The following is a 15292-nucleotide window of genomic DNA, read 5'->3' as shown; positions in this document are numbered from 1 at the left end:
CACTCAAGCACTCAAGTGAATATTGTTTCACCAAATCAGCGCTAAAGTTCATCAAAACAACAGCATAGCCACCTCACTTTTTAAAGTTTAGCAGCCAATTCAGCCCCTTCACGAATCGCACGTTTTGCATCTAACTCTGCAGCAAGCTTTGCACCACCAATAATATGATAGTTAGCCAAAGTATTTTCATCTGCCGCAGGCATTAAATCTTTAACCGACTCCTGCCCTGCACAGACTACAATGCTATCTACACGTAACAATTGGTCTTGACCTGCCATTTCAATCCACAAGCCTTCATTGCTGATGGCTTTATATTGCACACCACGTAGCATACGCACCGCATGTTTTTTCAACTGTGCACGATGTACCCATCCTGAAGTTTTACCCAAACCTGCACCTAAAGCTGTCGTCTTACGTTGCAATAAATAAATTTCACGGACTGGGGGATGAACTTCTGGAGCAAGCATACCACCTTCAGTCACATAGTTAGGATTCGGATCGACTCCCCACTCACGCTGCCAATCTGCCAAAGGCTGCGGTTGTGGCTGATGTTCAGGTTTCAGTAAAAACTCCGACACATCAAAACCGATACCGCCTGCACCAATCACAGCGACTTTTTGTCCAACAGGTGCACCACGTAATACTTCTGCATAAGATAATACTTGCGGTGCATCGCTGCCTTCAATTTTTAAAGCACGTGGTACTACACCTGTTGCAATGACCACTTCATCAAAACCTTCACGTTCGAGTTGCTCGCGGTTGACTTTGGTATTTAAACGCAAATCGACCCCAGTTTTTTCAATTTGCACTTTAAAGTAGCGAATGGTTTCGTGAAATTCTTCTTTGCCCGGCACGACTTTTGCCAAGTTGAATTGACCGCCCACTTCGTTGCTGGCTTCAAATAAAGTCACATGGTGCCCACGACTAGCAGCAACTGTAGCAGCAGACATTCCCGCAACACCACCACCGACAACTGCAATACGCTTCGGTTGCTTGGTTTTTTCATAGACCAATTCAGTTTCATAGGCTGCACGCGGATTGACCAAACAAGTCGCACGCTGATTTTTAAAGGTATGATCTAAACACGCTTGGTTACAGGCAATACAGGTGTTAATTTCATTGACACGATTGGTCGCAGTTTTATTGACCCAAAACGCATCTGCCAACAATGGTCGTGCCATTTGAATCATATCAGCTTTACCCGCTGCCAATATTTCTTCTGCAGTATCAGGCATATTAATACGGTTGGATGCAATTACAGGAATCTCAACGTGTTTTTTCACTTCTGCGGTGTAATCAACAAAAGCTGCGCGTGGCACAGAAGTCACGATGGTTGGAATGCGCGCTTCATGCCAGCCAATCCCTGTATTGAGCAAGTTCACACCCGCATGCTCTAAGGCTTTGGCAACGGTAATCACTTCGTGCATGGTATTGCCATCGTGGACTAAATCCAGCATCGACAAGCGGAAGCAGATAATAAATTTTTCACCCACTTCGGCGCGAATGGCTTTGACTACTTCTAAAGCAAAACGCATACGGTTTTCAATCGTACCGCCCCATTGGTCTTCACGCTGATTCACATGACGGCTTAAAAACTGATTCAGTAAATAGCCTTCCGAACCCATAATTTCGACACCATCGTAGCCTGCCATTTTGGCTAAACTAGCTGTTTTCGCATAATCTTCAATGGTATTTAAAATTTGTCTTTCACTCATTTTACGTGGTTTAAATGGTGAAATTGGAGATTTAATCGGACTTGCAGACACCACAAATGGTTGATAACCATAGCGTCCTGAATGCAGAATTTGCATTAAAATTTTCGCACCATGCTTATGTACGGCATGTGTCACTAATCGATGTGGTGCAACATCGCCCAATGTGTTCATAGTACCGCCCGCAGGCAATAACCAGCCTTGACGGTTAGGTGAAATACCACCTGTAATAATTAAACCCACGCCACCTTTGGCACGTTCGCCAAAATAAGCAGCCAGTTTTGGATAATTATAAAAACGATCTTCCAAACCCGTGTGCATTGAACCCATCACGACACGGTTTTTAATGGTGGTAAATCCTAAATGTAATGGTTTTAGAATATTTGCATAGCGAGTTGTCATGATGAGTCCTTATATAATGAGCTTTGCAACTTGTTGCATGAATACTTTAACCGATTTTTATAAACTGTTTATGACTCTAAAGTTCGACTGTGTGGCGCAAACGTCAATTTATAGGGTCTGTTGACACTTCTTCTATGTTTGCGACGTGAGAGATATATCTCGCAAGGTTTTTTAGCTGATTAAGGCATGAGGCAGGAAATTTAGTCATTCTAAATGACTGACTCATAACGCAATAGCAGCAAAAAATATGCTTGTCCCCTTGCGCAGCAAACAAAGCAGTGCTTTGTTCTTGCTCATGTGGCTAAAACTTTCTCAGATTGCGTTATGAAACTTGGCAATAGACCCTAACTATTCTTGATATAAACTTGATATAAAACCGCCCAAAAGTAAAAGTGATTTTATTCTGCACCATCCCAATTGCAGGTTTTGATCTTCAACATCTATACCAAGTTTGCCATTTCTAAATGAAAATTTAAGCCTGAACCTGATTTTTTTATCAAATGCGCTTTTTTAACGAAAACAAGCATTTTAAAGAGTGCTATAATTTGCAGTTTAGAATTCTCCTTGGCCACCAAATGTGGTGCCTATTTTAAAAAAGTTAGGACTAGCAATGACTGATAATGCAACTATCTTGCAGAATGTACCAGTAGGCAAAAAAGTCGGTATCGCCTTTTCTGGTGGTCTAGATACTTCAGCTGCTTTATTGTGGATGAAGCAAAAAGGCGCTGAACCATATGCGTATACCGCAAACTTGGGTCAGCCAGATGAAGATGACTATGATGCCATTCCAAAGAAAGCCGAAGAATACGGTGCGGTAAAAGCAGTCTTGGTTGACTGCCGTATGCAGTTGGCTTTGGAAGGTATTGCTGCCATCCAATGTGGTGCATTCCATATCAGCACAGGCGGTATACCTTACTTTAACACCACCCCGCTTGGTCGTGCAGTAACAGGTACAATGCTAGTGACTGCCATGAAAGAAGATGACGTAAACATCTGGGGTGATGGTTCAACCTATAAAGGTAACGATATTGAGCGTTTCTATCGTTATGGTTTATTGACTAATCCTGCGCTTAAAATTTATAAGCCGTGGTTAGACCAAACCTTTATTGATGAATTAGGCGGTCGTGCGGAAATGTCACAATTCCTTATCGACAATGGTTTTGACTATAAAATGTCAAAAGAAAAAGCTTATTCAACTGACTCAAACATGCTAGGTGCAACACACGAAGCGAAAGACCTTGAGTACCTAGATGCTGGCATCAAAATCGTTGATCCAATCATGGGCGTGGCGTTCTGGAAAGATGACGTTGAAGTTAAAGCCGAAGAAGTGTCGGTTACCTTTGAAGAAGGTATGCCAGTTGCATTAAACGGTCAGCGTTTTGAAAACCCTGTTGAGTTGATTCTTGAAGCGAACCGTATTGGTGGTCGTCATGGTTTGGGGATGTCTGACCAAATCGAAAACCGTATTATTGAAGCAAAATCTCGCGGTATTTATGAAGCACCAGGCATGGCGTTATTGCACATTGCTTATGAGCGTTTGGTTACGGGTATTCACAATGAAGATACTATTGAACAATACCGCATTAACGGTTTACGTTTAGGTCGTTTATTGTATCAAGGTCGTTGGTTCGATTCTCAAGCGTTAATGTTACGTGAAACTGCGCAGCGTTGGGTGGCTAAAGCAATTACTGGTACAGTGACTTTAGAATTACGTCGTGGTAATGACTATACCATTATGAACACTGAATCTCCGAACCTCACTTATGAAGCTGAGCGTTTAACGATGGAAAAAGGTGATTCAATGTTTACGCCAATGGATCGTATTGGTCAGTTAACTATGCGTAACCTAGACATTACCGATACACGCGCTAAATTGGGTCTTTATACCAATTCTGGCTTATTGTCGATTGGTTCAGGTTCTGCAGTGCCACAATTGAAAGACAAAAACAAATAATCACTTGGTGATGATTTTGTGAAATCGAAAGCCGCTCAAATTGAGCGGCTTTTTTATGTTTGTTTAAACATGAGGACTAAACAATTCATACTAAATGAAAGCTGCAATAGAAAAATTTACAGCACTTCTTCCACCTGCAAAGTGTGGTAATAAATTTGATTACGTCCCAACTGTTTCGCACGGTACAAGGCTTGGTCTGCACGTTGTAAGAAATCGCTTTTAAAAATGTCCGCCTCACCTTTATAGACGGTAAAGCCCAAACTGATGGTGACATTACTGGCAACCAAAGATTGACTATGTGGAATCGCTAAACGCTCAACCGCTTTAAAAATATTGGAAGCCACAGCATACGCACCATGCGCATCGGTTTCTGGCAATAACACCACAAATTCTTCACCACCATAACGCGCAACAAAATCCATGTGACGAATTGAGTCTTTAATGGATTTGGCAATCGCTGAAATGACTTCATCTCCCTTTTGATGCCCATAATGATCGTTATATTTTTTAAAAAAATCGACATCGATAAAGAGTAAAGACAATGGCACTTCATCATGCCGTGCCTGTTCGAAATAGCTGTCCAGCATTTCATCAAAAGTACGTCTGTTGGATACTTTAGTCAGCGCGTCATGCTGACTTAAATGCAACAATTCTTCAGCATGAATACGGTTAATTTTTTCACTAAGTCGGGCTTGGTGCATGACCAAAAAAATCATCCGCTCACGGGTACACAGCATTTTACTGATTAAAAAACCCACTACCGTACTGCCAACCAACACCCGCCCCATCACCATCACATCAATTGGAATATACAAGGTTAATAGCATAATCATGGCAACCACAGCCGCCATTAACCCAGTCAGCAGCATGTGAAACGGCTTCACCCCCGTCAGTACAAAACCCATAATATAAATCATGCTGATGATCATCATGGCTTGGTGTCTAAACACTTCGGTATGCACCGTCATGGTCAGCCAGGTCATCGACACAATGGCCCAAAAAATCATAGCCATGGCGGCATAGGCATAATACGGGCGCAAAATTTTATAATGGGCAAAAAAGAACAGGGTCAGTAAGCAAAACGCGCCATTGACCAAGCCTAGTAAAGAGTGGATAAAATCGTGTTTAAAAAAATTACGATCAATAATCCAATAATCCCCAGTAATCATCAGCACGGTGATAATAAAGTAGATGAGTACGCCCGACCAAAAATATTGGTTAATGTTGTGCCGAGCTTGTTCAAGATGCTGTTGCCAAAACTCAACTTCCAGTTGTTTCGGAAAAACCTGCCCCGCACGTTTACGTTGACGTTTAATCAACTCTTCATTTTTTTCTTTGTCGTACTGTAGCTTGGCTAACTTATATTTGTATTCCATGGATGCTTTAAATTCCATTTAATCACGATTGTTGCACAGCAAAACTGTAACAACCTGAATATAATTTTTTTAGTGGTTTAAAAATAACACAATGTCGAAACAATTAATTCAGGCATTTCTATTTTTTATGGCTTTCGACGTTACCATTTTAACATTTATAGATTATCATCTGTTTTATTTTTCAGACTGGCAGCGCCTTGAATACGATTACTCTTATCCAGCCAGATGACTGGCATGCTCATTTACGTGATGGTTTAGCACTACAACGTACTGTTCCCGATCTTGCCAAGCAATTTTCACGCGCAATTTGTATGCCTAACCTTGTTCCACCAGTAAAAACGGTAGAAGAAGCGGAAGCGTATCGTGAACGCATCATGGCACACGTCCCTGAAGGTGTAAATTTTGATCCGCGTATGGTGTTGTATTTTACCGATCAAACCTCTCCCGAAGAAGTCAAGAAAATTAAAGCCTCTGCGCATGTGAATGCCATTAAACTTTACCCTGCTGGCGCGACCACCAATTCAGACAATGGGGTGAGCGACATTCGTAAAGTATATGCGGTGATTGAGCAACTTGAAGAACAACAAGTGCCATTATTACTGCACGGCGAAGTCACGCACAATCATGTCGATATTTTTGACCGTGAAAAACGTTTCTTAGATGAAGTGCTTTCACCATTATTACAACAATTTCCAAACTTAAAATTGGTGCTTGAACACATTACGACCTCTGAAGCAGCGCAATTTGTTTTAGAACAAGGCCGTAATGTCGCAGCAACCATTACCCCACAACATTTATTATTTAACCGTAATGATATGTTAGTAGGTGGCATAAAACCGCATTTCTATTGTTTGCCTATTTTAAAGCGTCAAACCCATCAACAAACCTTATTAGAAGTCGCAACTAGCGGAAATCCTAAATTTTTCTTAGGGACAGATAGCGCACCGCACTCAAAAAATGCCAAAGAAAATGCATGTGGCTGTGCAGGCTGCTATAGTGCGCCTACGGCAATTGAGCTTTATGCACAAGCTTTTGATCAAGTTGGACGTATTGACCGCTTAGAAGGCTTTGCAAGCTTCTTTGGTGCAGATTTTTATGGTTTGCCGCGTAATACCAACACCATTACTTTGGTGAAAGAAGAGCAAATCATTCCAACCAGTTTAGACTACTTGGATGGTGAACAAATTATTCCGTTATATGCGGGTAAAACCATTCAATGGAGAAAAGTGTGACAGATACAACTTTGCCCGTGATGGGGCAACGTTTTCGTGGTTTTTTGCCTGTGGTGGTTGATGTGGAAACCGCAGGCTTTAATGCCCAAACCGATGCTTTGTTGGAAATTGCTGCCATTCCAATTATTTATGATGCGGATGGCAAATTTGTACCAGGTGAAGCGTATCATGCGCATATCAACCCGTTTGAAGGGGCAAATTTAGACCGTCGTTCGTTGGACTTTATTGGGATTGATCCTTTCAACCCTATGCGTATGGCTATGGCTGAAGATGAAAAAACCGCATTAAAACGGATTTTCAAATCAGTCAATGAAGTGCGTCGCCAACAGAATTGTACCCATGCCATTTTGGTCGGTCACAATGCGCATTTCGATTTAGGCTTTGTACAAGCAGCCATTGCCCGCACAGGCACGAAAAACCAAAACCCATTCCACAGCTTTTCAGTGTTTGATACAGTGACTTTAAGTGCGGTGATGTTTGGTCAAACGGTGCTGGCAAAATCATGCATTCAGGCAGGTATTGAGTTTGATGGCAAAGAAGCTCATTCAGCTTTATACGATACGCAAAAAACTGCAGAGCTGTTTTGTTTTATTCTAAATAAACTTGCGCCGCACATGGTAGAGAACTTACTCAACACAGATCAATAATACGATTTGTACTCGAACATTGAGATGTTTACAGGATGACAGACTGCGTTTGTCGTCCTGTTTTCTTTTTAGTGTTGTGGTTTTGATTCGTGCTTTTCAACCACAAGACTGAGCATCAAAATGATTTTTACTGCGAATCAGCTTTTATGCATGCAGTCTTTTGAGCTGGCTTTGGTTATAATGGCAATATTCCAATTTGTGTTATTGATTCTGCCATGTTGAAAAAAATTGTCTTGGTTTTGGTCATTCTCGCGCCTTCTGCGTTGTATCTTTATATTGTGAATCGTGAGCCTGCTCAACCTAAACCAAGCACTCAACCCGCAGCCACACAAACAACAACCACTGAAAAGCAATATCAAACCCCTGATCATTAAAATGATGCACCGTATTCAAATTTACATGCACTGATTTATTTTTAAAGATGTATTATTTTTTAAGCAAATAACAAATAGTGCGGCAGTTTTTTTAGATTCAGGTTTGACACTGTCGCTAAAAATTCATAATATACGCATCACCTCGCAACGTCCCTATCGTCTAGAGGCCTAGGACATCGCCCTTTCACGGCGGTAACCGGGGTTCGAATCCCCGTAGGGACGCCATTTATCGTGCTATACGATCATTTCTAATCCAAATTTATTATTTCAAGATTGCAGATTTGTAGTTTTTCTCTACAATACTTCGCTTCATTTCATTTTTTCTCCTATCACTTATGCCGTCATCGAATCATCAAAATGATGCTGTGCATCAAGGCAATACTATGCCTTTAAAACGTGCGATGAGCACTCGACATTTGGTTATGATTTCACTGGGCGGTGCTATTGGCACAGGTCTATTTTTAGGCTCAGGTGAAGTCATTGCACAAACAGGCCCCGTTGGCGCCATCATCGCTTATATTTTTGGTGGTTTAATTGCCTATATGGTGATGCTGTGTTTGGGCGAGCTTGCCGTACACATGCCTGTTTCAGGTTCATTTGGGGCATACGCCAAACAATATATTGGACCTGGCACGGGCTATACCATCACTTGGTTATATTGGCTCACGTGGTCGGTCACTTTAGGCACAGAATTTACCGCCGCTGCGTTGCTAATGCAGGAATGGTTCCCGCATATTTCCATGTGGATTTGGACACTGATTTTTGGTGGCGTTGTATTTGGTTTGAATATGATTTCCACGCGCTTGTTTGCAGAATCTGAGTTTTGGCTATCTTTGGTCAAAGTCGTGACTGTCATTGCCTTTATCGTTTTGGGTTTAATGGCAATTTTAGGTGCTGTGTCTTATCAAGGTTATACCTCTGCACCTTTATTTAGCAATTTAACCGCACAAGGTTGGTTTCCTGAAGGGCTATTCCCTATTTTTGCAACCATGTTAATTGTTAATTTCGCCTTTTCAGGTACAGAGTTGATTGGTGTTGCCGCAGGTGAAACCAAAGACCCTGCCAAAAACGTGCCTAAAGCAATCAATACCGCAATTTTCCGTCTGTTGATTTTCTTTGTAGGTACCATTGTGGTGATTAGTGCCTTGCTACCACATCAGGCTGCAGGTTTGGCTGCAGAAGGTGTAAGCAGCAGTCCTTTTGTAACGGTGTTTAATCAGATTGGTATTCCTTATGCGGAAGATATTATTCGTTTTGTGATTATCACAGCGTTACTCTCTGCAGCGAACTCAGGTTTATTTGCAGCTTCACGAATGATGTGGTCGCTCTCACACCAAAAGCAATTACCACAGATTTTTTCTAAGGTGAATGCGCGTGGTATTCCTTATATTGCAGTCATGGTCACCATGCTCGGTGCAATGCCAGGTTTATTGTCTGAACAATTTGCGCCTGAAACCATCTTTAAAAACCTCTTGGGTGTGGCTGCATTTACCATGGTCGTGGTCTGGATGAGCATTTGTTTAAGCCAGTTTAACTTCCGTCGCCAATGGTATAAACAAGGTAAAACCGTGCAGGACTTAGGTTTTGCTGCACCGCTATTTCCAATAGTGCCTATTTTAGGTTTTGTGTTCTGTTTTATTACTTGCTTAAGTATGGTGTTTGACCCTGAAATGCTGGCAGGTTTTATTGGCTGTATGATTTTTATTGTGTTGTGCTATCTCAGTTATTACATGATTTATCACAAAAAATCATAATGCTTTTTTAGCGATGATGTAAAACAATAGGGGCGATCTTCGGATTGCCTTGTTTTTTGAGTTGTGTTGATTAGCAATGAATACTGCAAAATACAAAGAAAATCATGCTGCTCTAATAAATGTGTCCATTTAAAAATAACTTGAAAAGCATGATTTTTACCGCTTCAAACGTATCACGACAGCAGAATAGTTTTAATTTTATTCAGTTGAACATTTTTTTCAGAATTATTGCAGAAAAGCGTTTGACACCCCCCCTTATACGCCCTATTATACGCCCACCTCTGAAACGTCCCTATCGTCTAGAGGCCTAGGACATCGCCCTTTCACGGCGGTAACCGGGGTTCGAATCCCCGTAGGGACGCCAATTTCAGAAGTAGATATTTTTTTAAGTCCCTATCGTCTAGAGGCCTAGGACATCGCCCTTTCACGGCGGTAACCGGGGTTCGAATCCCCGTAGGGACGCCATATTCTCAACAACTGCATTGGTTGTTACATGGTTTAAAAATATAAACTTCTATTTGTCCCTATCGTCTAGAGGCCTAGGACATCGCCCTTTCACGGCGGTAACCGGGGTTCGAATCCCCGTAGGGACGCCATATTCGAGATGTTTACATCTCAACAAAAAGCCCAATCAATATGACTTGGGCTTTTTGCTATCTAACGCATTAGTTTTATATTTCAATCTGTGCGGACTGATTCAAAAACCATAGTTTAAGCTTTGAATCCGTCCACTGAGGTTTGAAAAATACGAATCAAGCTGATTTACGTGAGTTGACCTGTCCTTTAATCACCGCAGTTAAATTGCCTTTTAAATATTTGAAAAAGACTTTTAAAGGCGAGAGTTTTGGGTTTGGACGCTTGCCTTGTGCAATTGCTTTGAACTGCGCGGCATACCAAATAATTTCCATAATTGCCATTTTATCAATCATCGGGATACCAGTTTTAATTTTATCGACCCCGTAACGTACATCTTGACCCGCCAACAAACGGTTGGCTAAATCGGTTTCTACCGCAAATGGTCGGGCGATCCCAATAAAGTCACATGCACCACTGTCCAAAGCAGCATTCATGGCAACTACCGTTCTAAAACCACCTGTCACCATTAAGTGGCATTTCACCTGACTGCGAATCAATTCCGCAAAAGATAAAAAATAGGCTTCACGGGCAATGGTACTTGGTTTACGTTTATCAGCTTTAGAGCCTGCCATCGCGGGTGCTTCATAAGTACCACCTGAAATTTCAATCATATCTATACCTGCTTCATCCATGGCTTTAAACACGCTAATCACTTCTTCTTCAGTGATGCCGCCACGTTGAAAATCTGCAGAGTTTAGTTTGACTGATACAATAAAATTGTCTGAGGTCGCTGCACGTACCGCTTGATAAATTTGCATCAAAAAGCGCATACGGTTTTCAATATTGCCGCCCCATTGGTCTTGGCGTTTATTGGTCAGTGGCGATAAAAACTGGCTGATCAAATAGCCATGCGCACCATGCAGTTGAATCCCTTCAAAGCCCGCTTGCTCACAAATCTGTGCAGCTTTGGCAAAACGCTGAATAATATCGAGGATTTCATCTTCATGTAGTTCACGTGGTGTACCAAAACTCAAAGCTAAACTTGGACTAAAAGGCACAGCCGAAGGTGCAACCGTTTCTTTATTCAAACCTTTCGGACATTGCCGCCCAGGATGTGACAACTGTACCAATTGCACCATGCCATAACGTTTACCAACTTCTGCCCACTGTTTGAGCTTTTCTATATCTCGGTCTGATTCAATTCCCACAACACCCGGTTCATTTTTGGCACGTAAATCGACCATTACGTTGCCAGTGATGGCACAGCCCAAACCACCTTTTGCCCATGCTTCATATAGACCTAAATGCAGGCTATTCGGCTGCCCTGCCGTGTTGGCAAGCGCCTCACTCATCGCGCCTTTAATGATGCGATTTTTAAACATGGTATTACGAATCTGAATTGTTTCGGCAAGATGGCTCATACACTGTTCCGTATTGTGTTTTATTGGTCTTTTTTACTCTAAAGATTTTTCGGAACAGGTCAATGCCATTTTGACAAATCTTATTGTCAAAATGGTAAAACAAGTCAGCCAGCCGAAATAGCTGTTTAAAAATATTGAAGGTTTAATACTCACTGGCAGCAATCAATTGACGGGTATATTCTGTTTGCGGATGGCTAAATAACTGTACAGTATCTTGAAATTCCATGACTTTCGCTTGATGCAGCACCAACACTTTTTGACACAGTGCTTTCACCACTTGCAAATCGTGGCTAATAAACAAATAGCTCATCTGTTCTTGCTGCTGCAAACGGCGTAACAGCTGCACGACAGCACGTTGCGTGGTACGGTCTAAGGCAGAAGTCGGCTCATCCATAATTAACAGTTTAGGACGCAGCACCAACGCGCGTGCTAATGCAATCCGTTGTCGTTGCCCACCCGACAATTCATGCGGATAGCGTTGTTTAAAACTCACAGGCAATTCCACTTTGCTTAGAGCTTCATCAATGCGCTGGATGATTTCAGGCTTGGACAATTGTTGCAATGCCAAACCCTCACCAATGGTTTGCTCCACATTTAAACGTGGATTTAAGCTGCTAAACGGGTCTTGAAATACAATTTGAAACTGCTGACGTAAGGGACGCAATTGGCGTTCATTCAGTTGATTCAAATCTTGCCCAAGTAGTTCAATTTTTCCCTCACTTTCAATCAATCGTGCAATTGCAAGTGCCAATGAACTTTTACCCGAACCACTTTCACCGACAATACCAATAGATTGACCTTGCGGAAGTTGCAAGCTTAACGGCTCAACCGCAACCACATAATCTTTAACCCGATTCAGCAAGCCTTGTTTAATCGGGAATTTCACAGCAACCTGCTCCAACTCCAAAATGGTCGGCAACTCATCAACCTGCAAAGCTTCACCAAAATCATGATTCAACAAGTTTTGGGTATAGGCTTGCTGCGGTCTATTAAAAATATCTGCCACACTGCCCTGTTCTTCGACCCGCCCCTGATTCATTACAATTACCCGATCTGCATAGTGTTTGACTAAATTCAAATCGTGGCTGATCAAAATCATGGCCATATTACGACGCACTTGCAGGCTTTTTAATAAATCCAAAATCTGCGCCTGCAAAGTCACATCTAAAGCCGTAGTTGGTTCATCAGCAATTAAAATATCGGGATCGAGTGCCAACGCCATTGCGATCATCACTCGCTGACGTTGCCCCCCAGATAATTCATGTGGATAACGCTTTAGTTTTTCTTCAGGCTGTGGAATGCCGACATCTTCAAGTAATTGCAGCACCCGGGCACGCGTTTTTTCTTTGCTCCAACCTTGGAGTAATAAACTTTCACCAATAATTTTTTCCACTCGATGCAACGGATTTAAAGCCGTCATTGGTTCCTGAAAAATCATGGCAATTTTTTGACCACGAACTTGTCGCAATTGTTGCGGTTTAAGGCGAAGTAAATCTTGTTCTGCAAAGACTGCCTGACCTTGCACCTGTAAATGTTCGGGCAATAAACCCAGCAATGCCAAACTACTAATAGATTTTCCAGAACCACTTTCACCAACCAAAGCAATGGTTTCGCCTGCATGCAGCTCAAAGTTTAAATCGTGCAATAAAACCTGTTGCTGCTGAATACGCAGATGACTGACTGTTAGCAATACTGCAGGCTGTGATGCAGTTGAAGAATTAACGTCTTGGATCAAATGCATCACGGGTCGCCTCCCCAATATAAATTAACAAGGACAGCACAATTGCTAAGGTAAAAAAGCCTGACAATGCCAACCACGGTGCATTTAAATTATTTTTACCTTGTAACAACAACTCCCCTAAAGATGCTGCATCGGGCGATAAGCCGTAACCTAAAAAATCCAGTGCGGTTAAAGCTGTAATATTGGCGGTTAGCATAAATGGCAACTGCGACAAACTCGAACTCATGGCATTGGGTAAAATATGCCGAAACATAATGGTACGATCGGTTACGCCTAAACTTCGCGCTGCACGGACATAGTCAAAATTTCGGGCGCGTAAAAATTCTGCTCGAACCAAGCCGACCAGTGTCGTCCAGCCAAATAACAGCATAATCACAAATAGCCAATACACACTTGGGGTAAACATGCTGACCAAAATCATCACCATGAACAGCATCGGTAAACCGCCCCACACCTCTAAAACGCGCTGACCAATTAAATCGACCCAGCCGCCATAGTAGCCCTGAATTGCCCCGACCAAAATGCCCAAAGCTGCCGATGCAAAAGTCAATGCAAAGCCAAATAACAGCGATACACGCAAGCCATATAAAATTCGCGCCAACACATCGCGCCCTTGGTCATCTGTACCTAGCCAATTTTGTGCAGTTGGTGCAGAAGGTACAGGAACGGCCAAATCTAAATTCGGGGTCTGGTAAGAAAACTCAATGAGCGGCCAAACTGCCCATCCTCGGTCTGCAATCAGTTGTTGCACCACTGGGTCTTTATAATCTGCTTCGGTTTCAAATACACCGCCAAAGGTCGTTTCAGGATAAGCCTTGAACACTGGCAGATATAAAGATTGCTCATATTTGACCAATAACGGTTTATCATTGGCAATCAGTTCTGCCGCCAAAGACAACACAAAAATAATGATAAAGACAATGAAACAACCCAAACCCAATTTATTCTGTTTAAAACGCTGCACACGCGCCTGCATGATCGGTGACATTATTTTGCCCCTCGCGATTCAAAACTAATACGTGGGTCAATCACCTGATATAACACATCGCTGATTAAGCGTAGAATTAAGCCCAATAAGGTAAAAATAAACAAAGTACCAAAAATTACAGGATAATCACGCTGTACAATCGCCTCAAAACCAAGCAGGCCTAATCCATCCAAATTAAAAATAATTTCGATGAACAAGTTCCCGACAAAGAAAATACTCACCAACGCTTCGGGTAAACCTGCAATCACAATCAGCATGGCATTACGAAACACATGCCCATATAACACACGCGATTCAGTAAGACCTTTAGAACGTGCCGCCAACACATATTGTTTGTTTAATTCTTCCATAAATGAATATTTGGTCAGATAGGTCAGCCCTGCAAAACCACCAATCACCATCGCCAATAAAGGCAAAGTCATGTGCCAAAAATAATCGGTGATTTTTCCCCACAGACTCAATTGAGCAAAGTTTTCAGACACCAAACCCTGTAAAGGAAACCACTGAAAATATGAACCGCCTGCAAAAAATACAATCAGTAAAATAGCAAAGGCAAACGCAGGAATGGCATAGCCAATCGCCAACAAAATAGAAGTGGCTTTATCAAACAACAAGCCATGCTGACGGGCTTTTTTAATGCCTAAAGGAATAGAAATTAAATAAATCAGCAAGGTGCTCCATAAACCTAAAGATAGCGATACAGGTAATTTTTCCCATAACAATTGGGTCACAGGTTTATCTTTAAAAAAGCTGGTGCCAAAATCGAACTGCACATAGCTGGTGAGCATTTGCCAAAAGCGTTCATGTGCAGGTTTATCGAATCCATATTGCGCTTCGATTTTTGCAACCATTTCATCACTTAAACCTTTAGCACCTTGATAATTGCTGCTATTGGAGGTTGCAGCAGTTTCACCGCCTGTCGCCCCCATGCCCTGAAAGGCTTCGGCTTGCTGAATCGCCTGTTCGACTGGACCGCCCGGTGCAATTTGAATCACCACAAAGTTAATCAATAAAATGAAAAACAAGGTTGGAATAATCAGGAGCAATCTTTTGAGTATGTATGTGCCCATGTACTTACCTTTTGGCAATGTTCTGGTTTATCGCAAACACTGTCA

11 protein-coding genes and 4 tRNA genes are annotated in these 15292 nt (G+C 42.1%); 9 read left to right on the top strand and 6 right to left on the bottom strand.

Features of this window, described 5'->3' with window-relative positions; genetic code table 11:
* Positions 1-80: 80 nt before the first annotated feature.
* Positions 81-2114: an NADPH-dependent 2,4-dienoyl-CoA reductase gene (locus FTV28_RS03450; protein WP_004972684.1), complete on the bottom strand. Its 2034-nt coding sequence runs from the start codon at positions 2112-2114 to the stop codon at positions 81-83.
* Positions 2115-2724: 610 nt separating this feature from the next.
* Here FTV28_RS03450 and argG point away from each other — a divergent pair.
* A complete protein-coding gene (gene argG / locus FTV28_RS03445; protein WP_004972682.1) occupies positions 2725-4068 on the top strand; it encodes an argininosuccinate synthase in 1344 nt (447 codons plus the stop codon).
* A 116-nt stretch (positions 4069-4184) separates the two neighbouring features.
* Here the strand turns inward: argG and FTV28_RS03440 are convergent, their stop codons facing one another.
* Complete coding sequence (locus FTV28_RS03440) at positions 4185-5444, bottom strand: GGDEF domain-containing protein (RefSeq protein WP_154320498.1); 1260 nt, start codon at positions 5442-5444, stop codon at positions 4185-4187.
* 197 nt (positions 5445-5641) lie between these two features.
* Between FTV28_RS03440 and pyrC the strand changes: the two genes are divergently transcribed.
* From pyrC to FTV28_RS03400, 8 genes are all read left to right on the top strand, one after another.
* Complete coding sequence (gene pyrC / locus FTV28_RS03435; RefSeq protein ID WP_154320497.1) at positions 5642-6676, top strand: dihydroorotase; 1035 nt, start codon at positions 5642-5644, stop codon at positions 6674-6676.
* Entirely contained in the window at positions 6661-7323 is a 663-nt protein-coding gene (rnt, locus tag FTV28_RS03430) for a ribonuclease T (protein WP_096902181.1), read from the top strand. Before pyrC ends, rnt begins: the two co-directional genes overlap by 16 nt.
* 215 nt (positions 7324-7538) lie before the next feature.
* The gene (locus FTV28_RS03425) at positions 7539-7697 is read left to right on the top strand and encodes a hypothetical protein (RefSeq protein ID WP_004972674.1); all 159 of its coding nucleotides are present in this window, start codon (positions 7539-7541) and stop codon (positions 7695-7697) included.
* A gap of 149 nt (positions 7698-7846) precedes the next feature.
* Positions 7847-7922: transfer RNA gene (locus FTV28_RS03420), tRNA-Glu, on the top strand.
* A gap of 110 nt (positions 7923-8032) precedes the next feature.
* The gene (locus tag FTV28_RS03415) at positions 8033-9451 is read left to right on the top strand and encodes an amino acid permease (RefSeq protein WP_026438458.1); all 1419 of its coding nucleotides are present in this window, start codon (positions 8033-8035) and stop codon (positions 9449-9451) included.
* 288 nt (positions 9452-9739) lie between these two features.
* A tRNA-Glu gene (locus FTV28_RS03410) sits at positions 9740-9815 on the top strand.
* A 25-nt stretch (positions 9816-9840) separates the two neighbouring features.
* Positions 9841-9916 (top strand) — tRNA-Glu (locus FTV28_RS03405).
* A 55-nt stretch (positions 9917-9971) separates the two neighbouring features.
* Positions 9972-10047: transfer RNA gene (locus tag FTV28_RS03400), tRNA-Glu, on the top strand.
* A gap of 156 nt (positions 10048-10203) precedes the next feature.
* Here the strand turns inward: FTV28_RS03400 and FTV28_RS03395 are convergent.
* The 4 genes from FTV28_RS03395 to FTV28_RS03380 form a co-directional block, all read right to left on the bottom strand.
* Positions 10204-11448 (bottom strand): NADH:flavin oxidoreductase/NADH oxidase family protein, encoded by a 1245-nt coding sequence (locus tag FTV28_RS03395; protein ID WP_004972669.1) that lies wholly within the window; start codon positions 11446-11448, stop codon positions 10204-10206.
* A 142-nt stretch (positions 11449-11590) separates the two neighbouring features.
* A complete protein-coding gene (locus FTV28_RS03390; RefSeq protein ID WP_179989462.1) occupies positions 11591-13189 on the bottom strand; it encodes an ABC transporter ATP-binding protein in 1599 nt (532 codons plus the stop codon).
* Positions 13167-14177 (bottom strand): ABC transporter permease, encoded by a 1011-nt coding sequence (locus FTV28_RS03385; protein WP_179988923.1) that lies wholly within the window; start codon positions 14175-14177, stop codon positions 13167-13169. The genes FTV28_RS03390 and FTV28_RS03385 overlap by 23 nt, the downstream gene beginning before the upstream one ends.
* Positions 14177-15247 carry a microcin C ABC transporter permease YejB gene (locus FTV28_RS03380; RefSeq protein ID WP_004972662.1) on the bottom strand — a complete coding sequence of 357 codons (1071 nt, stop codon included), beginning with the start codon at positions 15245-15247 and terminating at the stop codon, positions 14177-14179. Before FTV28_RS03380 ends, FTV28_RS03385 begins: the two co-directional genes overlap by 1 nt.
* Positions 15248-15292 lie beyond the last annotated feature (45 nt).

The sequence above is a fragment of the Acinetobacter sp. YH12252 genome (genome assembly GCF_013417365.1).
Classification (GTDB): Bacteria; Pseudomonadota; Gammaproteobacteria; order Pseudomonadales; family Moraxellaceae; genus Acinetobacter; species Acinetobacter towneri.
The sequence above is the reverse complement of the archived record's forward strand: the minus strand, read 5'-3'. Positions and strand labels throughout refer to the sequence as shown.

Bases quoted from the DNA above. Each gene is read 5' to 3' on its own strand.
- FTV28_RS03450 (WP_004972684.1), bottom strand. From the start codon at position 2,114: ATGACAACTCGCTATGCAAATATTCTAAAACCATTACATTTAGGATTT.
- argG (WP_004972682.1), top strand. From the start codon at position 2,725: ATGACTGATAATGCAACTATCTTGCAGAATGTACCAGTAGGCAAAAAA.
- FTV28_RS03440 (WP_154320498.1), bottom strand. From the start codon at position 5,444: ATGGAATACAAATATAAGTTAGCCAAGCTACAGTACGACAAAGAAAAA.
- rnt (WP_096902181.1), top strand. From the start codon at position 6,661: ATGGAGAAAAGTGTGACAGATACAACTTTGCCCGTGATGGGGCAACGT.
- FTV28_RS03425 (WP_004972674.1), top strand. From the start codon at position 7,539: ATGTTGAAAAAAATTGTCTTGGTTTTGGTCATTCTCGCGCCTTCTGCG.
- FTV28_RS03415 (WP_026438458.1), top strand. From the start codon at position 8,033: ATGCCGTCATCGAATCATCAAAATGATGCTGTGCATCAAGGCAATACT.
- FTV28_RS03395 (WP_004972669.1), bottom strand. From the start codon at position 11,448: ATGAGCCATCTTGCCGAAACAATTCAGATTCGTAATACCATGTTTAAA.
- FTV28_RS03390 (WP_179989462.1), bottom strand. From the start codon at position 13,189: ATGCATTTGATCCAAGACGTTAATTCTTCAACTGCATCACAGCCTGCA.
- FTV28_RS03385 (WP_179988923.1), bottom strand. From the start codon at position 14,177: ATGTCACCGATCATGCAGGCGCGTGTGCAGCGTTTTAAACAGAATAAA.
- FTV28_RS03380 (WP_004972662.1), bottom strand. From the start codon at position 15,247: ATGGGCACATACATACTCAAAAGATTGCTCCTGATTATTCCAACCTTG.